Source organism: Roseomonas sp. KE0001, assembly GCF_016107285.1.
Classification (GTDB): Bacteria; Pseudomonadota; Alphaproteobacteria; order Acetobacterales; family Acetobacteraceae; genus Pseudoroseomonas.
This window is the reverse complement of record NZ_RCVQ01000005.1, coordinates 184,696-207,924: the sequence shown is the minus strand read 5'-3', so window position 1 is coordinate 207,924 and position 23,229 is coordinate 184,696. Positions and strand designations below refer to the sequence as shown.

Genomic DNA, 23,229 nt, shown 5'->3' with positions numbered 1-23,229 from the left:
CACGCAGGGCGGAAGGTCGCGCATGCTCAAGGGGCTTCACCCCTATCTGACGCCGGAGCTGCTGCGGGTCCTGGCCGCCATGGGCCATGGCGACACGCTGGTCCTGGCCGACGCCAACTTCCCCGCCGCCGCCCGGGCGCGCCGCCTGCTGCGCTTCCCCGGCCTCGAGGCCGATGCCGTGCTGCGCGCCATCCTGACCGTCCTGCCGATCGACGACTTCATCGACGACCCGGTGCGGGTCATGGCCGTGGTGGGCGATCCGGCGGCGCGGCCCGAGGCGGTCCAGGCCTTCGCCGCCGTCCTGGCCGAGGCCGGCGCGCCGCCGCCCGTGGCCATCGAGCGCTTCGCCTTCTACGAGCAGGCGGGCGCGGCCTTCGCCATCCTGCAGACCGGCGAGCGGCGGCTCTACGGCAACATCCTGCTGACCAAGGGCGTCATCGCGCCATGAGCGGCTGGGTCGATGCCCACCACCATGTCTGGCGCCTGTCGCGCGGCGGCTATGGCTGGCTGCGGCCCGAGCTGCCGATCCATCGCGACTACGGGCTGGAGGATCTGCGGCCTCAGCTCGGCCCCGTCGACACCACCGTGCTGGTCCAGGCCGATGCCACCGAGGCCGAGACCGCCTTCCTGCTGGAGGTGGCGCGCGGCTCCGGCGGGCTGGTGCGCGGCGTGGTGGGCTGGACCGACCTCGCCGCGCCCGGGGCGCCGGCGCGCATCGCCGCCCTGGCCGCCGATCCGTGGCTGAAAGGGCTGCGGCCGATGCTGCAGGACCTCCCCGAGGCCGACTGGATCCTGCGGCCGGAGGTGCGGCCCGGGCTGGAGGCGATGGCGCGGCACGGGCTGCGCCTGGACCTGCTGCTGCGCGCCGACCAGCTCGGCCTCGTGCCGGTCCTGGCACGGCGCCACCCGGATCTGCCGATGGTGATCGACCATGGCGCCAAGCCACCGATCCGCGAGGGACGCTGGCATCCCTGGGCCAGCCGGCTGGCCGCCGCCGCCGCCATGCCCTCGGTCCATTGCAAGCTCTCCGGGCTGGTGACCGAGGCCGCGCCGGCCTGGACGGAGCAGGAGCTGGAGCCCTGGGCCGGGCATATGCTGGCCTGCTTCGGGCCGGAGCGGATGATCTGGGGCAGCGACTGGCCGGTGCTGGAGCTGGCGGGGAGCTATCCGGCCTGGCAGGACGTCACCTCCAGGCTGCTGGCGCGATGCACCGGGGCCGAGCGCGCCGCCGTGCTGGGCGGCAACGCGCGCCGCTTCTACGGCCTGGGCTGACACGGCCGGGCCGTGTGGCCGGCGAGGTCCCCCCTCTGGCCAGCCGGCCCGATCCGGCCCACCCTGCGCGCTCCCGCCCCGCCGATGGAGGCCCCGCGCCGCGCCATGACCGCTCCCGCTTCCCCTGCCCCGGTCGCCCTGCCTGAACTGCTGCGGCTGGGTGCCGTGCCCCTGGCACGGATGATCCGCGCGCGCGAGATCTCCGCGGTCGAGCTGATGCGCGCCTGCCTCGGCCATGTCGCGGCGGTGAACCCGGTCTGCAACGCCATCGTCTCGCTGCGCCCGGAAGAGGAGCTGCTGGCCGAGGCCGAGGCGGCCGACCGTGCCGTGGCGGCGGGGACGGCGGTGGGGCCGCTGCACGGCCTGCCGCAGGCGATCAAGGACCTGGCGGCCACCCGCGGGCTGCGGACCACCCTGGGCTCGCCGCTCTACCGCGACCAGGTGCCCCAGCAGGACGCCATCTTCGTCGCGCGCATGCGGGCCGCCGGCGCGATCCTCATCGGCAAGACCAACGTGCCGGAGTTCGGCTACGGCTCCAACACCTACAATCCGGTCTTCGGCGTGACGCGCAACGCCTACGACCCCTCGCGCATCGCCGGCGGCTCGAGCGGCGGCGCCGCGGTGGCCCTGGCCCTGCGCATGCTCCCGGTGGCCGATGGCAGCGACATGGGCGGCTCCCTCCGCAACCCGGCCGCCTACAACAACGTCTTCGGCTTCCGTCCCTCGCAGGGCCGCGTGCCGGCCGAGAATGCCGACCCGTTCTACACCCAGATGTCCACCGACGGGCCGATGGCGCGCAGCATCGCGGATCTCGCCATGCTGCTCTCGGTGCAGGCGGGGCGCGACGAGCGCGTGCCGCTCTCGCTGGAGGATCCCGGCTTCCGCTTCGAGGACCGGCTGGACTTCGACCCCGCCGGCCGCCGCCTCGCCTGGCTGGGCGATCTCGGCGGCCACCTGCCGTTCGAGGCGGGCATCCTCGAGCTCTGCGAGCGGGCCTGCGCGCGCTTCACGGCGCTCGGCGCCAGGGTCGAGGCGGCCCGGCCCGACTTCGACCCGGAGCGGCTGTGGCGCGCCTGGGTGGTGCTGCGCCAGCACAGCATCGGCGGCAAGCAGCGCGGCCTGATCGAGGACCCGGCGACGCGCGACCTGGTGAAGCCGGAGGCACGCTGGGAGATCGAGGGAAGCCTGCGCCTGTCCGCGAACGACGTCTACGACGCCGGCGTGGCGCGCGGCGCCTGGTACCAGGCGCTGCAGGCCCTGTTCCGCCACCATGATTTCCTGCTGCTGCCGACGGCCCAGGTCTGGCCCTTCGATGCCGGGGAGCACTGGCCGAAGGCCATCGCGGGCCGCGCCATGGACAGCTATCACCGCTGGATGGAGGTGGTGGTCGGCGCCACCATGGCCGGCTGCCCCGCGATCAGCGTGCCTGCCGGCTTCTCGCCCGAGGGCCTGCCGATGGGCCTGCAGATCATCGGCCGGCCGCGCGACGATCTCGGCGTGCTGCGGATGGCGGCGGCCTATGAGACGCTCTGCCCCGAGCTGACCCGCCTGCCGCCGATGATCGCCGGATGAGCGTCCGGCGGGGGAGGGGCCTGCCGGTTCCTTGTGCCGCGGCGCCGAACGTGCTGGAAACGCTGGAAAGCCTTCCCCGAAGCCTCGGCCAGGAGCGGAACCGATGAACAGCCCGACCCCGACCGGACGCCCTTCCCCCGAGCCCCGCGCGCCGGCGGATGCGATGCCGCGGCTGGTCGGCGACATCGGCGGCACCAATGCCCGCTTCGCGCTCTGCGGCCCGGATGGACAGGTGCGGGAGGAGCGCAAGCTGCCGGTCGCCGACCATCCCGGGCTGATCGAGGCGGCCGAGGCCTATCTGGCGGGGCGCGAGGTGCGGGATGCCGTCTTCGCCGTGGCGACGCCGGTGCTGGGCGATACCGTCGCCTTCACCAACAGCGCCTGGCGTTTCTCGATCCGCGCGGCGCGGGAGCGGCTCGGCCTGCGCGACCTCGCCGTCATCAACGACTTCGTCGCCCAGGCCACCGCCATCCCGGCGCTCGGCGGCGAGGATCTCCGCGCGCTGAAGCCGGGCGAGGCGAAGGCCGGGCGGCCGAGGCTGGTGATCGGCCCCGGCACCGGCCTCGGCGTCGCCTTCCTGCTGCCCGACGGCCCCGCCTCCGGTGGCCAGGGATGGCGCGTGGCGCCGAGCGAGGCGGGCCACGCCTCCTTCGCGCCGCAGGACGCGCTGCAGGCCGAGCTGCTGCGGCGGCTGCGGGAGATCCATGGCGGCCATGTCTCGGCCGAGCGGCTGGTCTCCGGGCCCGGCCTGTTGCAGACGGCGCGGTCATTGGCGGAGATCCGCGGCACCGCCATCCGCTACGAGACGCCGCGCGATGTCTCGGACCGCGCCGCCGCCGGCGACTGTCCGACCTCGGCCGAGGCGGTGCGGCTGTTCTGCTTCCTGCTGGGCTCGGTGGCCGGCAACTACGCCCTGACCCTGCTGACCGAGGGCGGCGTGCATGTCACGGGCGGGCTCTGCCGCAACCTCGGCCCCCTGCTCGACAGGGAGGAGCTGATCCGCGGCTTCACCGCGAAGGGTCGTTTCTCGGGCTATCTGGAAACCATCCCGATCGGGCAGGTGTTGCGCCCGCATACCGGGTTGCTGGGCGCCGCCCTGCATCGCCACGTCTAGATCAGGGAGCGCGCCGATGCCGGGCAGCGAGATCGGAGGCGAGGAGAAGGGGGTCCGCCTCGTCTTCGACGGGCACGCCATCGAGGCACGGCCGGGCCTTTCCCTGCTGCAGGCCTGGATCGGCGCCGGGCTGCCCCTGACGGAGAATGTCGGCTGCCTCGGCCAGGGCGTCTGCGGCGCGTGCCGGGTGCTGGTGCGGCGGACGGGCGAGCGCATCGCCGGCACCGCCCTGGCCTGCGAGGTGGTGGCCGAGGAGGGGATGCAGGTCGCCTTCATCGATCATTTCCCGGCCCGGCGGCCGCATGCCTACGACCTCGAGGCGCTGGGCGACAGCTGGTCCATCCCCGAGCAGATCGATCGCGTCTTTCCCGAGGCGCGGCACTGCCGCCATTGCAGCGGCTGCGACCGCGCCTGCCCCAAGGGGATCGAGGTGCAGCGGATGGTCAACCTGGCCGCCGAGGGCCAGGTCTTCGCGGCGGCCGGGCTCTTCGACCACTGCGTCATGTGCAACCTCTGCGTCGCCGCCTGCCCGGAGCATATCGACCCCGCGCATCTCGGCCAGTTCGCCCGCCGGATGAGCGCCGCCCTGACCCTGCGCCCGGCCGACCTGATGCAGCGGCTGCACGAGATCGAGGGCGGCGGCCAGCGGATCGACCCGGACGCGCCCGGGGCCCAGCCACCCGCAGCCCCGCCGGCATGAGCGGCGGCCTGCCCTATGACGAGGCGATGCGGGCCTGGGCCGCCGCGGCCCCGGCGCCGGAGCGGGCCTGCCCCCTCGCCGTGCCGGAACTGCTGAAGGGCTTCCATCCCGATCATCGCCCCGGCGGGCTGGTGCCGCTGCGCGCCGGTCCGGATGCCGGGGCGACCGTGCCGCCCGAGCTGGCCGCGCTGCTCGAGGCGGATTCCCTGCTGGAGGACATCGACATCGCCGGGGCGCCGATCCTCGATGCCGACGTGCTGGTGCTCGGCGGCGGCGGGGCCGGATGCGTCGCCGCGCTGACGGCGGCGCGGGCCGGCGCGCGGGTGCTGCTGGCCACCAAGCTCCGCATGGGCGATGGCAACACGGTGATGGCCGAGGGCGGCATCCAGGCGGCCGTGGGCGCCGAGGACAGTCTGCAGCGGCATTTCGAGGATACGCTGCGCGCCGGCCATTTCGCCGCCGACCGGGCGCTGGTCGCGGCCCTGGTGGGCGACGGGCCGGATTGCATCCGCTGGCTGATCCGCCAGGGCATGGGCTTCGACCTGACCGACGAGCGGCAGCGCATGGGCGGCACGCTGCTGCGCCGGAAGCCCGGCGGCGCCACGGCGGCGCGGCTGCTCTCCTACCGCGACTTCACCGGGCTCGAGATGATGCGGGCGCTGCGCGAGGCGGTGCTGCTGACCCCCGGCATCGCCCTGCTGGACCGCCATCCGGCGCTGGAGCTGCTGACCGACGACCGGGGCCGCTGCGGCGGCGCCGCCCTGCAGGACCTGGAGCAGGGGCGGCTGGTGCTGGCCCGCGCCGGCGCCACCATCCTGGCCACGGGCGGCGCCGGCCGGCTGCATCTCGCCGGCTTCCCGACCTCCAACCACTATGGCGCCACGGCGGACGGGCTGGTGCTCGCCTATCGCGCCGGGGCGCGCCTGCGCGAGGCGGACAGCTTCCAGTTCCACCCGACCGGCATCGCCTGGCCGCCGCACATGGAGGGCGCCCTGGTCAGCGAGGCGGCGCGCTCGGCGGGGGCGCGGCTGGTGAATGCGCGGGGCGAGCGTTTCGTCGCCGAGCTGGCGCCGCGCGACGTGGTGGCTTCCGCCATGCTGCGCGAACTGGCCGAGGGGCGCGGCGTCGTGCGCGACGGCCGGCACGGCCTCTTCCTCGATACGCCCAGCCTGGAGCGGGAGCAGCCGGGCATCCTAAGCCAGCGCCTGCTGACCCTGTCGCACCTCGCGCGTCGCGCCGGCTTCGATCCGGCGCGAGAGCCGTTCCTGGTGCGGCCGACGCTGCACTACCAGAATGGTGGCGTGGCGATCGACAGCGCCGGCCGGACCGCCCTGCCGGGCCTGCTGGCGGCGGGCGAGGTGACGGGCGGGCTGCATGGCCGCAACCGCATGATGGGCAATGCGCTGCTGGAGCTGGTCGCCTTCGGGCGCCGCGCCGGGGCGGCGGCCGCCGCCGGGGCGCGGGCCGAGCGGCCGCGCAACCTCGGCCTCAACCACCTCGCCGGCTGGCGGCGCGGCCTGCTGGCCGCCGGGCTGGATCTCGGCCGCAAGGCGCCGCTGCTCTTTCCGCCCTATGGCAACGTCACCGCCGAGGGCCTGCTGGGGCGCGCCGCATGAAGGTGCTCACCGATCCGGCCGCCTGTGTCGGCGCCGACCTCGGGGCCTGGCTGGCCGGGGGCGGCGGCCAGGGCCTGGCCCGGGCCCTGGCCGACCCGGGCGCCATCCTCCCCGTGCTGGAGCAGTCCGGCCTGCGCGGCCTGGGCGGCGCAGGCTTCCCGACGCACCGCAAATGGGCTGGCGTCGCGGCGCAGCCCGGGCCGGAGCGGTGGATCATCTGCAACGGCAACGAGGACGAACCCGGCACCTTCAAGGATCGCTTCCTGCTGGCCGCGACGCCGCATCAGGTGATCGAGGGGGCGCTGATCGCCGCCCTGGCGGTGAAGGCGACCCAGGTGGTGCTCTACATCAACCCGCGCGAGAGGGAGGCGGTGCTCACCTGCCGCGCAGCCGTCGCCGCCTGGATGGCGCATCCGCTGGCCGCTTCCGTCTCGGCGGCGATCGGGCAGGCGCTGACGCTGCAAGTGCGGGAGAGCTCCGGCCATTACATCGGCGGCGAGGAGACCGGCGCGATCTCCAGCGTCGAGGGGGGCTTTCCCTTTCCCCGGCTGAAGCCGCCCTTTCCCTTCCAGCAGGGCGTGCACGGGGCGCCGACACTGGTGAACAATGTCGAGACCCTGGCCCATGTGCCGCATATCCTGCGGCACGGCGCCGCGTGGTACCAGGCCCTCGGCCTGGGCGGGGCGGCGGGCACCAAGCTCTACTCCCTCTCGGGCGACGTGCTGCGTCCCGGCCTGCACGAGCTGCCGATGGGCACCAGTCTGCGCGAGCTGGTCTTCACCCAGGGCGGCGGCATGCTGGCGGGGCGCGGCTTCAAGGCGGTCTTCACCGGCGGCCCCTCCAACACCCTGCTGACGGCCGGCGATCTCGACGTGGCGCTGGATTTCGAGAGCCTGCGGGCGCGCGGCTCGCGCCTGGGCACCGGGGCGATGATCGTGGTCGGCGAGGGCACCAGCATCCTTCGCAAGACGGCGGAGTATGTCGCCTTCTTCGCCAACAATTCCTGCGGCCAGTGCCCGCCCTGCAAGATCGGCACGCATCAGGTCTCGCGCATCCTGGAGCGGCTGGACACCGGAGCCGGCCGCGCCGGCGACCTGGCGGCGCTGGAGAACCTGGCGCGTCTGCTGCCGGGCAGCGGCCGCTGCGGGCTGGTGGACGGGGCGGCGACGGTGCTGGCCAGCTCGCTCGCGACCTTCCGCGCCGAATACGAGGCCGCCCTGCCGCGCGGCTAGTCGCGGGGGCACGCCGTGTGCCGCATCTCCACCAGGGCTTCGGGGGAATGCCAATCATGACCATGGAGACTGAGCGCTTTCACATCGTCACCGGCGGGCCCGGCGCGGGGAAGAGCACCCTGATCGCCGCCCTGGCGGCCGCGGGCGTGGCGACACGGCCCGAGGCTGGCCGGGCCATCATCCGGGACCAGCGGGAGATCGATGGCCCGGCTCTGCCCTGGCGCGACCGCGCCGCCTTCGCCGAGGCGATGGCGCTCTGGGACATGCGTTCGCACCGGGAGGCGGCGGAGCGGGCGGGGCCGGTGGTGTTCGATCGCGGCCTGCCCGATGTCATCGGCTATCTGCGCCTTTGCGGCCTGCCGGTCCCGGCGCATCTCGACCGCGCCGCCCGCCGCTTCCGCTACCATCGCCAGGTCTTCCTGGCGCCGCACTGGCCGGCGATCTTCCACGGCGACGCCGAGCGGCGGCAGGACGCGGCCGAGGCCGCGCGCACCTGCGGGATGATGGCCGAAACCTATGCGGACTATGGTTACGAGCTGGTGCCGCTGCCCCTCGCGCCGGTCGCGGAGCGGCTGCGCTTCGTCCTGGCCCGGATCGGCGCTCCACTCAGCGCAGCGGCAGCAGCCAGGGCACCAGCGCCACGCTGACCGCCATGACGATCAGGGTGAAGGGCACGCCCACCCGCACGAAGTCGCCGAAGCGGTAGCGGCCGGGGCCCATCACCAAGGTGTTCACCGGCGAGGAGACCGGCGTTATGAAGGCGGCGGAGGCGGCCAGCGCCACGATCATGGCGAAGGGGTAGGGCGAGAGCTCCAACTCCCGCGCCGTGGCGATCGCGACCGGCGCCATCAGCACCGCCGTCGCGGTGTTCGAAATGAAGAGGCCGATGAGGGCGGTCGCCGCGAAGAGGCTGGCCAGCAGCGCCTGGGGGCCGGCCTGTCCGACCAGCCCGATCAGCCCCTCCGCCGCCAGGGCGATGCCGCCTGTGCGCTGCAGCGCCAGGGAGAAGGGCAGCATGCCGACGATCAGCACGATGCTCTGCCAGTGGATGGCCTTGTAGGCGCTGTCGAGGTCGATGCAGCGGAAGCCCAGCATCATCAGGCACCCGATCAGCGCCGCATGCACGTGCGGCACCAGGCCGCTGACCATCAGCCCGACCACCACGGCCAGGCTGAGCAGGGCCTGCGGCGCGCGCGTGACAGCGGGCGAGGGCTCCTCCAGCTCGCGCGGCTGGTTCAGCAGCACGAAATCGCGGCGGCCGAGCTGCGAGCGGCGCAGCGCCTTCCAGGGGCCGACCAGCAGGAGCGTGTCGCCCGATTGCAGCTTCTCCTCCAGAAAACCGTCGGAGAAGCTCTTCAGCCCCCGGCGCAGCCCGGCGACGGTGAGGCCGTAGTGGCTGCGGAAGGCCGCCTCCAGCACGGACTTGTCCCGCAGTTCCGAGCCCGGGACGATGATGACCTCGGCCAGCCCCACGGCATGCGGCTGGGCGGCGGGGTCGAGGCCTTCCAGAGGCAGGGGGTGGAGGCTGAGCTGGTCGCAGAGCAGGGCCAGCTGCTCCGGGTTGGCGGGGAGCGTCGCCACCAGCACGTCGCCACCCAGCAGCGTCACCTCCGCGGCGGCGTCCAGCATCTCGGCCGCGAGGCGCCGCCGCCGCTCGACCACCAGGACATTCAGCCCATGCCCGGCGCGCAGCCGCAGCGATCCCAGGCTGTGCCCGGCCAGGGGCGAGCCATGGCCCAGGCGCAGCCGGTGCAGCCGCCCCTCCAGGCTGTAGTCCCGGATCAGTTCCTGGAGGGTGGGGGCGGTGCCGCGCGCCTCGGCCACCGCCTCGGCCGCGCCGGTGAGCCAGCGCCGCGCCACCAGCATGTAGCCGATGCCGAGCAGCAGCACCGGCAGGCCGAAGGGCGTGAAGCCGAAGAAGCCGAAGCCCTCATGCCCCCACCGCTGCAACTCGCTGTTGACCACCAGGTTCGGCGGCGTGCCGACCAGGGTCAGCATGCCGCTGATCAGCGCGGCGAAGCTGAGCGGCATCATCAGCTGGCCCGGCGGCGCCTGGAGCCGCGCGGCGGCGCGCAGCACGACAGGGATGAACAGCGCCACCACGCCGGTCGAGCTCATCACCGAGCCGAGCAGGGCCACGATGAGCATGAGCAGCACGATCAGCCGTACCGTGCTGCCGGCGGCCCGCCTCACCAGCCAGTCGCCCAGGCGGCGGGCGATGCCGGTCCGCACCAGCCCCTCGCCCAGCACGAAGAGCGCCGCGATCAGCACCACGCTGGGGTCGCTGAAGCCGGCCAGGGTCTCGCCGATGGTCAGGATGCCGGTCAGCGGCAGGGCGACGAGCATGATCAGCGCCACGGCGTCGACGCGCGGCTGGTTGCGGATGAACAGCACGACCGCCAGCCCGAGCAGGAGCAGCACCAGGACAAGGTCGGCATTCATGCGCGCGGATCCCCTTGAGGCGAATGGCGACGAGGAGGGGCGATCCTCCTCCTGGGCGGGAGGGTCCCGGCACGGCCGGGGCAGCATGGGCCCAGGGATGACCCGGCGCGGCGCGCATCGCAACCCCGCCGGGACAGGGACGCCGTGGTGCCCGACTATCGCGGCAGCCGGGGAAGCCGCAGCCGGCCGCTGATGACCACCAGGCCGAGCAGCACCATGGCGGTGCCGAGCCATTGAACCGGCAGCAGCCGCTCGCCCAGCAGCAGGCCGCCGATCAGCGTGGTGTTGACCGGCACCAGCATCATGGCCAGGGGCGCCGCATTGGCGCCGGCGCTGGCCAGGATGGAGAAGTACAGGATGAAGGCGAGGGCGGTGCAGAACACGCCGAGCGCCAGGATCACGAGCCAGATGGCCGGAGAGGGCGGCGGCAGGGTCCAGGGCCGGTCGATCAGCAGCGCCAGCGGCAGCGAAAGCAGGGCGGCGGCGGTGATCTGGCCGGTCGCCGCGGCCACCGGCCGGACCCGCAGGCCACGGAGCCGGCGGCCGAAGATCGCCGCCAGGGCCTGGGAGAGGGCGGCCAGCATCGCCGCGCCGGCGGCGAGCAGGACACCGTCCGAACCGGGGATGCCAAGCGTCGGCGCCATCAGCACCGCGACCCCCGCCACGCCGATGGCGGTGCCGGCCAGCCGCGTGGCGGTGAGCCGCTCGTCCTGTGTCAGCAGATGCGCGGCGATGGCGGTCAGGAAGGGCGTGGAGGCGTTCAGCACCGAACCGAGGCCGATACCGATCGTCTTCTGCGACCAGATGATCATGGTGAAGGGCACAAGGTTGTTGAGAATGCCCATGCCCAGGCAGGCCAGCAACACCTCGCGCCGGAGCGGCAGGCGCTGACGCAGAAGGGGCAGCAGCGCCGCGAGGACGGCCGCGGCAATGAGCGTGCGCAGCAGGACGACGGTCAGGGGCGGCAGCGCGGCGACCGAAAGCTTCATCAGCAGATAGCTGCAGCCCCAGAGAAGGGAGAGCAACGCCACCCGCAGCCAGACCGATGCCGTCACGCGTCACGCCCCCTCTCGGTGCAGCGCCTGGATGGCACCCGAGGCAGGTTGCCACAGGTCGCGCCGGCGCGGCAGTCCGATGCGCCGGCGGCTGTGGCACAGGATTGTGCAGGATGGCGCGAATATCGTCGCGGCGGGCCGGAACGGCGCCGCGCAAGCCGATTTGCCGCCTTGCCGCATCACCATGGCGCTGCCAAGCTTCGCGCGGAGGGCCAGGTTTCACCACGGTCCGGGATGCGGGATCGTTCGCCATGACCACCTTTCTGCTCCGCCGCCTGCTGCAGTCCATGGGCCTGTTGTTGCTTGTGTCAGTCATCGGTTTCGCGATCCTGCATCTCGCGCCCGGCGGCCCGCTTTCGCAGTTCGCCACGAGCGACATGTCGCAGGAGGATCTGGACCGCATCGCCCGGCAGCTCGGCCTCGATCGTCCGCTGCCGGTGCAGTATCTTGACTGGCTGTGGCGCATGTTGCAGGGCGACTGGGGCCGTTCCTTCCGCGATCAGCAGCCGGTGCTGTCGATCATCGGCTCGCATCTCGGCCCCACGCTGGAGCTGATGCTGACCTCGACGCTGATCGCCATGCTGCTTGGCGCCTGGATCGGCATCCTCGGCGCCATTCGCCGCTACTCCATCTTCGACATGCTGGCGACCGTCGGCTCGATGATCGCGCTGTCCATCCCGACCTTCTGGTTCGGCCTTGTCGTCATCTATGTCTTCTCGGTCGAGCTCGGCTGGTTGCCGGCAGGCAACCGCCACACCGTGGGGGACGGCACCTTCCTCGACCGGCTGCACCACCTGATCGCGCCCTCGATGGTGCTGGCGCTGGTCAGCACCGCGATCTGGAGCCGCTACATGCGCTCCTCCATGCTGGACGTGATCAACCAGGACTATATCCGCACGGCACGGTCCAAGGGATTGCCGGAACGGCGCATTCTGCTGCACCACACCGTCCGCAATGCGTTGCTGCCGATGATCACCATCGCCGGTCTGCAACTGCCCTCGCTGCTCAGCGGCGCGCTGGTGACGGAGACGATCTTCACCTGGCCGGGAATGGGCCGCCTGTTCCTCGATTCCATCAGCTACCGCGACTATCCGACGGTGATGGGCATCCTGATGTTCAGCGCCGTGCTGGTGCTGCTCGGCAGCCTGATCGCCGATCTGCTCTACGGCGTCGCCGATCCCCGCATCCGCCTGTCCTGAAGGGGCGCCCCATGTCCACCACCGCCCCCGCGCCGACGGCATCCTCCGCCGCGCCGCCCCCCGTCGCCTTCCCGGCGCTGCGGCGATTCCTGCGGCACAGGCTCGCCATGCTCGGGGCGGGCGTGATCGTGCTGATGCTGGCCGGCTGCGTGATCGGACCTTCCCTGCTGCCCTTCACGGATGTCTTCATCGACATCCGCGCGCGCTTCTCGCCGCCCCTCTCCGGCGCGCATGTGCTGGGCACCGACCAGCTTGGTCGCGACATGCTGGCCCGGCTTCTGATGGCGGGGCGCATCTCGCTGGCCGTCGGCTTCGCGGCAATGGCCATCAGCATGGCGATCGGCGTCACCGTCGGGCTGGTCGCGGGATACTACCAGGGCATCCCCGGCATGGTTCTGATGCGTTTCGTCGATGCCATGCTCTGCTTCCCCAGCATCTTCCTGCTGCTGGCGATCTCGGCGCTGATCGAGCCCTCGGTGGAATCCATCGTGCTGCTGATCGCCATCACCTCCTGGATGGAGGTCGCGCGCATCGTCGAGGGGCAGATCCGCGCGTTGCGCGAGCGCGACTTCGCGGTGGCCGCGGAAGCCATGGGCGCGCGGGATTCGCGTGTGATGTTCCGCGAGCTGCTGCCCAATGCCATGGCGCCGATCGTCGTCGCCGCGACGCTCAATGTGGCGCACGCCATCCTGGCGGAGTCCTACATCAGCTTCCTGGGCTTCGGCATTCAGCCACCCACCCCGAGCTGGGGCAACATGCTCGACAATGCGCAGAGCTATCTGACCAGCGCGCCCTGGCTCGCGATCCTGCCCGGCGCCGCCATCGCCCTGGCCGTGACCTGCTTCAACTTCATCGGCGACGGCCTGCGGGATGCGCTGGACCCGCGCATGGAGGGGCGGTGATGGCCATGCCGGACGAGATGGCGCTCACGGATGTCCTCGATGTCCGCGGCCTCGACATCAGCTTCCACACCCGTCGCGGCATCCTGCCGGCGGTGCGCGATCTCTCCTTCCGGCTGGGCGAGGGCGAGACGCTGGCGCTGGTCGGGGAGTCCGGCTCGGGGAAGAGCATCACGAGCCTCGGCATCCTGCGCCTGACACCGCCGGCGCCCTTCTGCCGTATCGGGGGGCGGGTGCTGCTGCGCGACCGGAACCGCTCGGTGCACGACCTGACCGCCCTGTCCGAAGACGGCATGCGCGGCCTGCGCGGGCGCGTGGCGGCGATGATCTTTCAGGAGCCCATGACCTCGCTCAACCCGGTGCACAGCATCGGCGACCAGATTTCGGAGGCCGTGCGGCAACACCTTGGCCTTGGCCGCCGCGTCGCCCTCGAGCGGGCGGTGGAGCTGCTCGACATGGTGGGCATTCCCGCCCCGCGCCAACGTCTCTCGGCCTATCCGCACCAGTTGTCGGGCGGCATGCGGCAGCGCGCGATGATCGCCATGGCGCTGTCCTGCGAGCCCTCGCTGCTGATCGCCGACGAGCCGACCACGGCCCTGGATGTCACCATCCAGGCGCAGATCCTGGAGCTGCTGCGCCGGCTGCAGGAGAAGACCCGCATGGGGGTGATCTTCATCACGCACAATCTCGGCGTGGTGGCGGAGATCGCCGACCGCGTCATGGTGATGTATGCCGGGCGCGTCGTCGAGCAGGCGGATGTGGTGCCGCTCTTCAAGACGCCGCGCATGCCCTATACGCGCGGCCTGCTGCGCTCCGTGCCGCGGCTGGACCTGGCGGGGCGGCGCGCGGGCGAGCTGGCGGCCATTCCCGGCAATGTGCCCGATGCGCTGCATCTGCCGCCGGGCTGCGCCTTCGCGCCCCGCTGCGACTATGCGCTGTCCGGCGTCTGCGATGTCGCCGTGCCGGATCTGGAGGCGGCGGGGGCGGGGCACTTCGTCCGCTGCGCCCGCTGGAACGAGCTGGCCCGTGAGGACGCGGCATGAGCGCGCCGGCGGATGTCCTGCTGCAGGTTGAGGATCTGCGGAAGTGGTTTCCGGTCGAGGGCGGCCTGCTGTCGCGGGCACGCCATCACGTCAAGGCGGTGGACGGCGTCTCCTTCGAGATCAGGAAGGGCGAGGTGCTGAGCCTCGTCGGGGAATCCGGCTCCGGAAAGAGCACGGTCGGCCGGACCGTCCTGCGGCTGGAGACGCCGAGCGGGGGCAGCATCCGCTTCGCCGGCCAGGATGTCACCCGCCTGAGCCGGGCCGCGATGCGGCCGCTGCGGCAACGGATGCAGCTCATCTTCCAGGACCCGTACGCGTCCCTCAACCCCCGCATGACCGTGGAGGATCTGGTTGCCGCGCCGCTCGACATCCACGGCGGCGCCGGAACGGCGGCGGAGCGGCGCACCAGGGTGGAGGCGGCGTTGCAGCTCGTCGGGCTGCCGCCGCAGTCGATCACGCGCTACCCGCACGAGTTCTCCGGCGGCCAGCGCCAGCGCATCGGCATCGCGCGCGCCCTGATCACCGGACCGGACCTGCTGGTGGCGGACGAGCCGGTCTCCGCCCTGGATGTCTCGATTCAGGCCCAGGTGGTGAATCTTCTGCTGTCGCTGCAGCGGCGGCTCGGCCTGGCCATCCTCTTCATCTCGCACGACCTGGCGGTGGTCGGGCATATCTCCGACCGGATCGCCGTGATGTATCTCGGCCGGCTCGTGGAGGTCGCCGAGACACGACGCCTCTTCACCACGCCCCGGCATCCCTATACCGAGGCGCTGCTTTCCGCGGTTCCCATCCCGGACCCCACGCTTCGGCGCGAGCGGATCATGCTCAGCGGCGACCTGCCGAGCCCCCTCGATCCGCCCTCGGGCTGCTCGTTCCGCACCCGTTGCCGCTATGCGCTGCCCGATTGCGCCGCGGTGCGGCCGCCGCTGCGGGAGGTGGCGCCGGGCCATTTCAAGGCCTGCATCCGGGACGATCTGAACATGGCGGGCCAGGACTGGAGCGGATCGTAGAGGCCAAGAAACTCGAAGCGTGGACGAGTAAAGGTCACGGACTAATCCGCTACCACAAGATCAGTCACGATGGTCCCCGGCATAGATTCGAAGCCGTAAAGATACAATATCGTGAGGCGACAATCTCATCATGAGAGATTGACCTTGGTTGAAAGCCATTATTCATCTCGCCGAGACAGATGCATTGCATGATGAAACTTAAACCTCATCGACAGGCGGCAACTTCTGCCGCAACCAGGGCAATATCGGGTTGCGAGGCTTGAACTTAACATTTACAAAAATGTGAGCGAGCCGGGACCGGAGGAAAAGCCTTCCGGTTCAGAGGCATCGACCATTGACGAGATGGAAAGGGACACCGCCGCCGCCACAGGATCATGTGCAGGAAGGTGTGCGGGTCCCTTCGATCACCCTCACCATCCCATTTCACCTGCAGGATGATCGCGACGCTCCTCGTCGCTTCGCCTTGACACCTACTTCTTTCGACCGCGACTGGTCCTGGGATCTGTCATCTTCCGGGATGACATCGGGCATCTGATGCGATGCCCATCGCTGCGAGTGCGGTGATCGCCGCGCATCGCCAGATCCGGCTCCCGCCGGATCGGCGCCGATCAGGACGGTGCCAGCAATATCCGATGGTCGACAACCTTCCGGTTGTCGCCTGCGTGCGCGACCCGCGTACGCAAGCGGAGGCGGCCGCATGCCCGGCGCTCCTCCTTTCATCGCCTTCGCACGGGCCTGGCCGGATATGGCCGGGCGTGAAGGACCCCGCGCGCGTCCACCTCCAGGGTGACGCCATGACGGCTGCCGGCGCCCGGTGAGGGGCGGCGCGGCGCGCCATGCGGAGATTCCGCTGGCTAAACGATTTCTTAACGCACTGTCGCTTAGTCCTTAACGGATCGAGCTAGCAGCAAGGGATTTTCCATGGCCGCTCAGACCCCCATCCGCGCCGCTGACTTCATCGACAGCGTCGGCATCAACACGCATCTGTCCTGGGGCGGATCGACGAGTGCCTACGCCAACCGGACGGCGGTTCTGGAAGCCATCGACTATCTCGGTGTCTCGTTCATCCGCGACGGCTCGCCGACCGAGGGCTGGACCATGCCCCTGTACCGGACGCTGGCCGACAAGGGCATCCAGTTCAACATCGTCGTCACCGGGCCGGAGGTCACGCAGTACGGCAGCTACGCGAAGGATCTCCAGCGTATCGAGACCCTGCTGAAAACCCATCCCGACGCCGTTGTGTCGATCGAGGGGCTGAACGAGATCAACATGTTCGGCGTCACCTACAATGGCGTCAACACGGCGCATGACATCTCGATCGGCCGCGCGCTGCAGGCGAAGCTGCATGCCGAGGTCAATGCCCGCGCCCTGCTGGACGACATCCCGATCCTGAACCTGTCGGTCGGCGGCCTGACGGCGCAGGAGGCCGCGAAGCTCGGCGATCTCACGGCCTGGGCCGATTATGGCAACTGGCATGTCTACTTCGGCAATGGCGACCAGCCCGGCAAGAACATCGAATCCGGCGTGGCCAACGCCAAGAAGTTCTCCTCGGGCGATCCCGTGCAGATCACCGAGGCGAACTACTACACCGCGGTTCACGCCATGGAATGGGGCGGCGGCGGCGTCACCGAGGAAGTGCAGGCGAAGCTCAACCTCAACCTCCTCCTCGATGCCAAGCGGGCCGGTGTCGAGCGCACCTATCTCTATGAGCTGATGGACAACAGCACCAAGGCGGGCGCGACCTCGACCGTCGAGGGCAGCCTCGGCCTGTTCCATTCCGACGGCACGCCCAAGAAGGCGGCGACCGCCATCCACAACCTGCTCACCATCCTCGAGGATGACGGCGGCAATGCCGGCGGCTTCGCGACCAAGCCCCTGGACTTCTCGGTCAGCGGCCTTCCTTCCAGCGGCCGCACGATGCTGATGCAGGAATCGAACGGCAACTACGACATCGCCATCTGGGCCGAGCCGGACATCTGGAATGAGGCCAGCCGGACCGCGATCTCGGCGCCGAATTCCTCCGTCACCGTCAATCTCGGCAAGGTCGCCGGCACCATCAAGGTCTATGACCCGCTGATCGGCACCTCGCCCATCGCCACGGCGAGCAACACCAGCAAGATCACCGTCAATGTCTCGGATCATCCGCTGATCGTCGAGGTGATCGGTGTGAACGACGCCTCCGCCGCGGCGCCGATCGACACGGACAAGGCCGGCCTGACGCAGACCATCGGCTCCGGCTCCGACAGCCTGTCGATCCGCATCAGCCAGGATGCCTGGAACGGCGACGCGCAGTACGCGGTGTATATCGACGGCAAGCAGGTCGGCAGCACCTTCACCGCGCATTCGCTGCACAACTCCGGTGTGACCGACACCCTGACCGTCAAGGGCGACTGGGGCGGCGGCGTGCACACCGCCGAAGTCAGGTTCCTGAACGACGCCTGGGGCGGCACCCCCACGACCGACCGCAACCTCTATGTCGAGAGCGCGACGATCGACGGCGCGAGCATCTCCGGCGCCGCCAAGGACCTGAAGTCGCCGGGCAGCGCGACCTTCACCTTCACCGCCTCGGACAGTGCCTCCGAAGCGCCGAGCGCGGCGCCGGCGCCCGCCGCCATCGTGCTCGACGGCAGCGACGCGCTGACCGGCGCGCTGGGCAACCAGAGCTGGGGCGGCGTCTCCGTCACCGGGCTCGGGATCACCGGCAGCGCGGCCAGGGTGAACAAGACCGCGGACGGCCTGGCCGTGCAGGGCAGCCGCTTCAACAACCAGATCGACCATGACCACGTCACCGGCCGCAGCGAGGCCATCACCCTGGACTTCGATACTGGCGTGGACTCGGCGACGATCCAGCTCAGCCGCATGGTGGCGAACGAGCATGGCTCCGGCGCGGAGCGTGGCGCCTGGAAGGCCTACAACGATGCCGGCGTGATGGTCGCGCAGGGGATCTTCGACCCGACGCAGGGCACCAAGGTCGGCGACTCCTCCTACAGCTTCTCCATCGATCCCGCCGCCAGCTTCTCCAGCCTGGAGATCTCGGCGACGGGCTATGCGAAGCCGAACGGGGTGAATGACAGCTCGGACTTCGCCCTGGCCAAGATCACCTATCACCCCGACGCGGTGCTCTGACGCGACCGGCGGCCGGATGAAGACATCCGGCCGTCACGCGCGGCAGGATCAGCCGAGGCCGCGCAGCGCCACGAAGGCGCGGCCCTGGCCGGCGCCGTTGGACCAGCCGAGCAGGGCAGGGTCCGCAGCGCCTTTCGCCGCCACGGCGGTCCCGTCCTCCCCCTTCGCCAGCAGCCCATCCCTCACTTCGGCCGGGCATCGCACGGGCAGGGATGGCGCGGCCGTGACGACGATGGTCAGTTCGCCCTCCCGCGCATCCAGCATGCAGATCCCGGCCACCGGCGCATCGGAGCGCGTGCCGCGCCGGACCCGCCCTCCCGGTGCCATCTCCAGCACGTCGCCCTGCTTCACGCCGCCGCCTGTGGCCACCTGCAGGAACTGTCCCCGCCACTCGCCGGGTTCCTCCAGCTTCCAGTAGCGGTGCCCGTGCATGGTCGCGGCGGAGGGATGCAGCAGCGGCTTCCCGCTCTTGCGGCAGTTGTTGATGAGATGGCCGATATGGCCCTGGATCTCGCAGGCATGCGCGAAGTCGACGCGCAGCAGGGCCTCGTCGCCGGGCAGCAGGGCGAAGGGTTCCTTGAGCTGCAGCCAGCGCACATGCTCCGCCCGCTGGAAATCCCAGATGGCGCGTCGGCCGCGCCCATCCGCCGTCAGCCGGTTGGAATCCTGCCATTGGAAGTAGCAGGTGTCGAAGGTCGTGTTGCGGACCACGGCGCGGCGCGGCGTGTTCTCGTCCTGCAGCCAGGCGTTTCCCACATACTCGAACATGCAGTTCAGGAAGACACAGTTGCCGACCATGACCTCCATGCCGTTGCCGGCTTCCTTCATGATGGCGTAGGGACCGCCGCCGATGTAGCAGGAGATCATCGTGCAGCCGCCCATCTGCGTCGCCGGATGGACCGCGACGGCCGCCATCGTGCAGCCGCTGAACATGCACTTCTCGAACAGCAGGTCACCCCAGAGGTAACGGCTGGGGCTGGAGAAGTAGACATTGTAGTGGTTCTCGCGGCAGACCACGTCCTCGAAGCGGCTGTGGTCGCCGACGATGTCGAGGCCGGTGCGGAAGCGCCGCGCCCAGCAGCGCGTCATGCGCCGCCGCGAGCCCCATCCCCAGCCGCTCATCTGCGCCGGCGCCTTGCCCAGCACCGGCTTGTCGCCCGGACCTTCCAGGCAGATGTCCTGCCACAGCCCTTCATACATGCCGTCGCCCTCGCGCCGCCTGGGGCAGAGCACGGCGAAGCTGTCCGGTCCGAGATCCTGTGGCCAACGGTAGATCGTGGCCAGCGGCCCTTCGCCCAGCCAGTTGACGGTGGTGCCGGGGTCGCCCCATTCCCGGCTTTCCGGGAAGGTGAGGGTCCGGTTGCAGACATAGCGACCGGCCGGGGAGACGACCACGCCGCCGCCCCGCGCCGAAACCATGTTGATGGCGCCCTGCGTGGCCGCCCAGTCGATCTCGTCCTCCAGGCTGGTGGCGTGCGGATAGTCGGCCCTGGCGGCGGCGAGGCTGCGGTAGCGCTGCTTCAGCGGATGGCTCCGCCCGTCGCCGATGGCGCCGAGGTCGCGCACCGAGACGAAGCCCTGGCCGCGCAGACCGGCGACGGTGAGGGGCCGGGCGACGCCGTCCCGGCCCAGCGCATTCACCATCCCCTCGCGGTCCAGAGGGCCGGCGGGTGGCGTATCGGTCGCCATGGATCAGGCCACCAGCTGCGGCTCGGCCGGGCGGGCGGGACGATCCGGGGCGGAGCCGGGGGCGCGGCCCTGGCGGCGCATGGCGCGCGCCACCTCCTCGCGGATGCGGCGCTGGAAGACCGTGCGGTCGTACTGCGCGGCATGCCGGCGGATGGCCTGGGGGTCATAGGCATCGGGGTCGAAGCCGCTCAGCACGCCGGCCAGGCTGCCGGCCTCCTGCTCGGCGAAGAACTCACCGGTGACGCCGGGCCGCACCGTGTCCAGCGCGCCGCCCTGGCCGAGCGCGATGACCGGCCGGCCGGACGCCATGGCCTCCAGGGGGGTGATGCCGAAATCCTCGATCGCCGGCAGGATGAAGGCGGCGCAGCGCGCGTAGAGATCCGCCTTGCGCGCGCCATCCACACGGCCGACGAACTCGATGGTCGGGCCGGCCATCTGCTTCAGCCGCGCCGTGTCGCGCCCGTCGCCGGCGACCAGCAGCTTCAGGCCGAGCCGGTTGCAGGCCTCGATGGCGACATCCGCGCGCTTCCAGCCCACCAGGCGCATCAGTAGCAGGTAGTAGCCGTCATGCCGCGGCGCGACGTGGAACTCGTTGATGTCGATCGGCGGCGGGATCAGCGCGCTGCGGCGGCGATAGGTCTTGCGGATGCGCCGCTGCACCAGATCGCTGGTGGCGATCCAGTGATCCACGCCCTGCGCCGAGGCGATGTCGAGTCCGCGCAGCGGCGGGAGGAAGGGTGCGATCAGTCCGCGCTTGACCTTGCCGAAGCCCTCGCGCCGCGCATAGGCGTCGAAGTCCCAGAGGAAGCGCGAGGGCGAGTGGCAGTAGCAGACATGCGTGGTGTCCGGCCCGGTGGTGACATTGTGCGCGAAGTTGAAGGCGCTGCTGATCACCAGGTCGTAGCCATCCGTCACCAGGCTCTGCATGGCGAAGGGGTAGAGCGGGAAGACGATGCGGTGAAAGCGGTTGGCGCCGGGCAGGCGGTCGAGCCAGCTGGTGCGGATGCCCCAGTCACGGAAGCGCGGCGGCAGCAGGTCCGGATGATAGCTCGGCGCCATGATGGTGGCGTCCGGATAGATCGCGCGCAGCTCCTCCAGCACCTTCTCGGCGCCGCCATACTGGTTGATGACGTCGTGGACGATGGCGACCTTCATGCCCGGCTCTCCGCATGCGTGGCGACAACCTGGTCGTAGACCTCGGCGACCTTCCGGCAGAACACCTCGGGCGCGAAGACCTCGCGCGCCGAGCGGGCCGCCGCGGCGCCGAGCGCCGCGCCCTCCGGCCCGGCCGCGCGCGCGATGGCGGCGGCCAGGGCAGGGGCGTCGCCCGGCGCCACGATCAGCCCGGTATGGTCGTCCCGAATGCCCTCCTCCGTGCCGCCGACGCGCGTGGCGACGATCGGTCGGCCGAGCGCCATGGCTTCCAGCAGCACCATGCTAAGGGATTCATGCTTCACCGAGGCTTGCACGACGACATCCATCGCCCGCATCCAGGCGCCGACATCGGCGCGGAAACCGGTGAAATGCACGCGGCCGCGCAGCACGGGGTTCTCGGCCATGGCGCGGATCTGCGCCTGGAAGCCGGCCTTATCCTTCAGCGCCAGCGGGCCGACGATCCAGAACTGCGCCTGCGGATGGTCCCGCGCCAGCAGCTCCGCCGCGCGCAGGAAGACGTCCTGCCCCTTGCGCGGCTCGATGACTCCGAAGACGCCGATATGCGGGCCGGGGCCGGTGACCTCGGCGGCGGGAGCGGGCGGCGGGCCGTCCAGCAGGCGCGCCTCGATGCCGTTCGGAATGACGCTGCCGCGGTCGAGATCGGCGCCGATGCTGGCCAGCAGCGCGGTACCGGCGCCGGAGACGGCGATGTAGCGGCTGTAGTCACGCACCGCCTGGCGCAGCGCCAGCGCGTAGAGCGGACGGGCCGGCAGGGATTCATGGACGTGCAGCAGGATGGGCAGGCCGAGCGCCCGCGCCGCGCGGCGCGCATAGAGCGAGCCGACCGGATGATGCGCGTGGATCAACGAGACCTGCTCGTCGCGGCAGATCCGCTCCACCGCCGCGGCACCCTGGCGCCAGGCCAGCGGATAGCGCAGCAGCACGCGCGGATCGGCGGTGATGCGCATGCGGTCGAAGGGCGTGGGCGCCACGCGCAGCCCCTGCGCGCGCGCCGCCTCGGCCAGCTCGCCGCCGTCGGGGCAGGCCAGGATGGGCTCCCAGCCATGCCGGGGGAGGCCGCTGGCCAGGTTCAGGATGACCCGTTCCACGCCGCCCAGATGGCCGACGCGGTTGACGATCAGGACGCGGCGGCGCTCGGCGCGCGGGGGGAGGGCGTTCATGTGCGGACCGGCTCCGTCGCCGCCGGCCGCCGCGCGGGCGCGGGCGCGGGCGGCGGCGCGTCGGGAGCGGCATAGACCGAGGCGGGCGGGTCGGGCATCGGCGTGACATGCTGCCGCTCCCAGGCCTTGGCCTGCCGCAGGAACTCGCCGGAGGCATGCAGCCCGGCCCAGATGAAGCCGCGTGGCCCGAGCTTCCAGCAACCCGAGACGATGTAGATCCAGCCGAAGCGCAGCAGCGGCTTCAGGAACAGCATCAGCGCGCTGGCCTTGCCGGCCTCGGACAGCATCCGGCCCTCGAGATCGGAGTTGCGGTCCAGCGTCTGCATCTGCGCCGAGATGGAGTAGTTGCGCCAGTGCAGCAGCGGCCCATCCAGCATGAGGGCGGCGCCGGGGACGCGGATCTCCTCATGCACCAGCATGGTCGGGTCCCAGTTGCCGAAGCGGCGGTTGAACAGGCGGATGAAGTTCATCCGCTTGCTGCGCCGGCGCATGCTCGGCATCAGCCGGCCCAGGAATTCATCCTGGCGGTCCACCACATAGCCATTCCGCGGATCGGGGCCGGCGGCCAGCGCGGCCTGGATGGAGGCGGCGAGCTGCGGCGTGACGATCTCGTCGGAATCGATGGAGAGCAGCCAGTCATGCGTGGCCAGCTCGACGCCGCGCCGGTGCTGCTTGCCCCAGCCCAGCCAGTCCTGATGCACGACGCGCGCGCCGAGCCCTTCGGCGATCTCCACCGTGCGGTCGGTGCTGCCGGAGTCGAGGATCAGCACCTCGTCGGCGAAGGCGACGCTCTGCACCGCGCGGGCGATGCAGCCTTCCTCGTTCTTCGCCAGAATCAGGACGGTCAGCCTCGCGCGGGCCTCGCCGGAGGGCGACAGGGGGGTGGCGGTCATGCAAGATGTTCCCGTCTCGGCTGAAGGGGAG

At 71.1% G+C, this 23,229-nt stretch carries 19 protein-coding genes; 13 read left to right on the top strand and 6 right to left on the bottom strand.

Annotated elements, in window-relative coordinates:
- The first annotated feature begins 22 nt into the window (after positions 1-22).
- From D9598_RS12040 to D9598_RS12005, 8 genes are all read left to right on the top strand, one after another.
- On the top strand, positions 23-448 hold the full coding sequence (locus D9598_RS12040; RefSeq protein WP_198366757.1) for an RbsD/FucU family protein: 426 nt from the start codon (positions 23-25) through the stop codon (positions 446-448).
- Positions 445-1,272, top strand: coding sequence for an amidohydrolase (locus D9598_RS12035; protein ID WP_198366756.1), 828 nt, complete (start codon positions 445-447; stop codon positions 1,270-1,272). Before D9598_RS12040 ends, D9598_RS12035 begins: the two co-directional genes overlap by 4 nt.
- A 105-nt stretch (positions 1,273-1,377) precedes the next feature.
- A complete protein-coding gene (locus tag D9598_RS12030; RefSeq protein ID WP_198366755.1) occupies positions 1,378-2,844 on the top strand; it encodes an amidase in 1,467 nt (488 codons plus the stop codon).
- 103 nt (positions 2,845-2,947) lie between these two features.
- Entirely contained in the window at positions 2,948-3,958 is a 1,011-nt protein-coding gene (gene glk / locus D9598_RS12025) for a glucokinase (protein ID WP_232477152.1), read from the top strand.
- A gap of 16 nt (positions 3,959-3,974) precedes the next feature.
- Positions 3,975-4,658: a 4Fe-4S dicluster domain-containing protein gene (locus D9598_RS12020; RefSeq protein WP_198366754.1), complete on the top strand. Its 684-nt coding sequence runs from the start codon at positions 3,975-3,977 to the stop codon at positions 4,656-4,658.
- Positions 4,655-6,274, top strand: coding sequence for an FAD-binding protein (locus D9598_RS12015; protein ID WP_198366753.1), 1,620 nt, complete (start codon positions 4,655-4,657; stop codon positions 6,272-6,274). Before D9598_RS12020 ends, D9598_RS12015 begins: the two co-directional genes overlap by 4 nt.
- Positions 6,271-7,506, top strand: coding sequence for an NADH-quinone oxidoreductase subunit F (locus tag D9598_RS12010; RefSeq protein ID WP_198366752.1), 1,236 nt, complete (start codon positions 6,271-6,273; stop codon positions 7,504-7,506). Before D9598_RS12015 ends, D9598_RS12010 begins: the two co-directional genes overlap by 4 nt.
- 56 nt (positions 7,507-7,562) lie before the next feature.
- Positions 7,563-8,153, top strand: a complete 591-nt coding sequence (locus tag D9598_RS12005) for an AAA family ATPase (RefSeq protein ID WP_198366751.1) — start codon at positions 7,563-7,565, stop codon at positions 8,151-8,153.
- On the opposite strand, the gene D9598_RS12000 is transcribed toward D9598_RS12005, so the two are convergent.
- Entirely contained in the window at positions 8,113-9,948 is a 1,836-nt protein-coding gene (locus D9598_RS12000) for an SLC13 family permease (protein WP_198366750.1), read from the bottom strand. The two genes, D9598_RS12005 and D9598_RS12000, sit on opposite strands and share 41 nt — an antisense overlap.
- Positions 9,949-10,103: 155 nt before the next feature.
- Entirely contained in the window at positions 10,104-11,003 is a 900-nt protein-coding gene (locus D9598_RS11995) for a DMT family transporter (protein WP_198366749.1), read from the bottom strand.
- A 251-nt stretch (positions 11,004-11,254) separates the two neighbouring features.
- On the opposite strand from D9598_RS11995, the gene D9598_RS11990 reads away from it, so the two are divergent.
- The 5 genes from D9598_RS11990 (at position 11,255) to D9598_RS11970 (ending at position 18,280) form a co-directional block, all read left to right on the top strand.
- A complete protein-coding gene (locus D9598_RS11990) occupies positions 11,255-12,202 on the top strand; it encodes an ABC transporter permease (RefSeq protein ID WP_198366748.1) in 948 nt (315 codons plus the stop codon).
- An 11-nt stretch (positions 12,203-12,213) separates the two neighbouring features.
- A complete protein-coding gene (locus tag D9598_RS11985; protein WP_198366747.1) occupies positions 12,214-13,104 on the top strand; it encodes an ABC transporter permease in 891 nt (296 codons plus the stop codon).
- Entirely contained in the window at positions 13,104-14,144 is a 1,041-nt protein-coding gene (locus D9598_RS11980) for an ABC transporter ATP-binding protein (protein WP_232477151.1), read from the top strand. The genes D9598_RS11985 and D9598_RS11980 overlap by 1 nt, the downstream gene beginning before the upstream one ends.
- Positions 14,141-15,154: an ABC transporter ATP-binding protein gene (locus tag D9598_RS11975; protein WP_198366746.1), complete on the top strand. Its 1,014-nt coding sequence runs from the start codon at positions 14,141-14,143 to the stop codon at positions 15,152-15,154. Before D9598_RS11980 ends, D9598_RS11975 begins: the two co-directional genes overlap by 4 nt.
- Positions 15,155-16,075: 921 nt before the next feature.
- Positions 16,076-18,280 carry a carbohydrate-binding domain-containing protein gene (locus D9598_RS11970; protein WP_198366745.1) on the top strand — a complete coding sequence of 735 codons (2,205 nt, stop codon included), beginning with the start codon at positions 16,076-16,078 and terminating at the stop codon, positions 18,278-18,280.
- A 48-nt stretch (positions 18,281-18,328) separates the two neighbouring features.
- Here D9598_RS11970 and D9598_RS11965 read toward each other — a convergent pair whose 3' ends face one another.
- The 4 genes from D9598_RS11965 to D9598_RS11950 are packed head-to-tail and all read right to left on the bottom strand — an operon-like array spanning position 18,329 to position 23,198.
- Entirely contained in the window at positions 18,329-19,969 is a 1,641-nt protein-coding gene (locus tag D9598_RS11965; RefSeq protein ID WP_198366744.1) for a hypothetical protein, read from the bottom strand.
- Between the two features lie 3 nt (positions 19,970-19,972).
- A complete protein-coding gene (locus tag D9598_RS11960; RefSeq protein WP_198366743.1) occupies positions 19,973-21,124 on the bottom strand; it encodes a glycosyltransferase in 1,152 nt (383 codons plus the stop codon).
- On the bottom strand, positions 21,121-22,305 hold the full coding sequence (locus tag D9598_RS11955; protein ID WP_198366742.1) for a glycosyltransferase: 1,185 nt from the start codon (positions 22,303-22,305) through the stop codon (positions 21,121-21,123). The genes D9598_RS11960 and D9598_RS11955 overlap by 4 nt, the downstream gene beginning before the upstream one ends.
- Complete coding sequence (locus D9598_RS11950; RefSeq protein WP_198366741.1) at positions 22,302-23,198, bottom strand: glycosyltransferase family 2 protein; 897 nt, start codon at positions 23,196-23,198, stop codon at positions 22,302-22,304. Before D9598_RS11950 ends, D9598_RS11955 begins: the two co-directional genes overlap by 4 nt.
- Between the last annotated feature and the right edge of the window lie 31 nt (positions 23,199-23,229).

Coding starts and splice junctions, on each gene's coding strand:
- D9598_RS12040 (WP_198366757.1), top strand. CDS start 23: ATGCTCAAGGGGCTTCACCCCTATCTGACGCCGGAGCTGCTGCGGGTC.
- D9598_RS12035 (WP_198366756.1), top strand. CDS start 445: ATGAGCGGCTGGGTCGATGCCCACCACCATGTCTGGCGCCTGTCGCGC.
- D9598_RS12030 (WP_198366755.1), top strand. CDS start 1,378: ATGACCGCTCCCGCTTCCCCTGCCCCGGTCGCCCTGCCTGAACTGCTG.
- glk (WP_232477152.1), top strand. CDS start 2,948: ATGAACAGCCCGACCCCGACCGGACGCCCTTCCCCCGAGCCCCGCGCG.
- D9598_RS12020 (WP_198366754.1), top strand. CDS start 3,975: ATGCCGGGCAGCGAGATCGGAGGCGAGGAGAAGGGGGTCCGCCTCGTC.
- D9598_RS12015 (WP_198366753.1), top strand. CDS start 4,655: ATGAGCGGCGGCCTGCCCTATGACGAGGCGATGCGGGCCTGGGCCGCC.
- D9598_RS12010 (WP_198366752.1), top strand. CDS start 6,271: ATGAAGGTGCTCACCGATCCGGCCGCCTGTGTCGGCGCCGACCTCGGG.
- D9598_RS12005 (WP_198366751.1), top strand. CDS start 7,563: ATGACCATGGAGACTGAGCGCTTTCACATCGTCACCGGCGGGCCCGGC.
- D9598_RS12000 (WP_198366750.1), bottom strand. CDS start 9,948: ATGAATGCCGACCTTGTCCTGGTGCTGCTCCTGCTCGGGCTGGCGGTC.
- D9598_RS11990 (WP_198366748.1), top strand. CDS start 11,255: ATGACCACCTTTCTGCTCCGCCGCCTGCTGCAGTCCATGGGCCTGTTG.
- D9598_RS11985 (WP_198366747.1), top strand. CDS start 12,214: ATGTCCACCACCGCCCCCGCGCCGACGGCATCCTCCGCCGCGCCGCCC.
- D9598_RS11980 (WP_232477151.1), top strand. CDS start 13,104: ATGGCCATGCCGGACGAGATGGCGCTCACGGATGTCCTCGATGTCCGC.
- D9598_RS11975 (WP_198366746.1), top strand. CDS start 14,141: ATGAGCGCGCCGGCGGATGTCCTGCTGCAGGTTGAGGATCTGCGGAAG.
- D9598_RS11970 (WP_198366745.1), top strand. CDS start 16,076: ATGGCCGCTCAGACCCCCATCCGCGCCGCTGACTTCATCGACAGCGTC.
- D9598_RS11965 (WP_198366744.1), bottom strand. CDS start 19,969: ATGGCGACCGATACGCCACCCGCCGGCCCTCTGGACCGCGAGGGGATG.
- D9598_RS11960 (WP_198366743.1), bottom strand. CDS start 21,124: ATGAAGGTCGCCATCGTCCACGACGTCATCAACCAGTATGGCGGCGCC.
- D9598_RS11955 (WP_198366742.1), bottom strand. CDS start 22,305: ATGAACGCCCTCCCCCCGCGCGCCGAGCGCCGCCGCGTCCTGATCGTC.
- D9598_RS11950 (WP_198366741.1), bottom strand. CDS start 23,198: ATGACCGCCACCCCCCTGTCGCCCTCCGGCGAGGCCCGCGCGAGGCTG.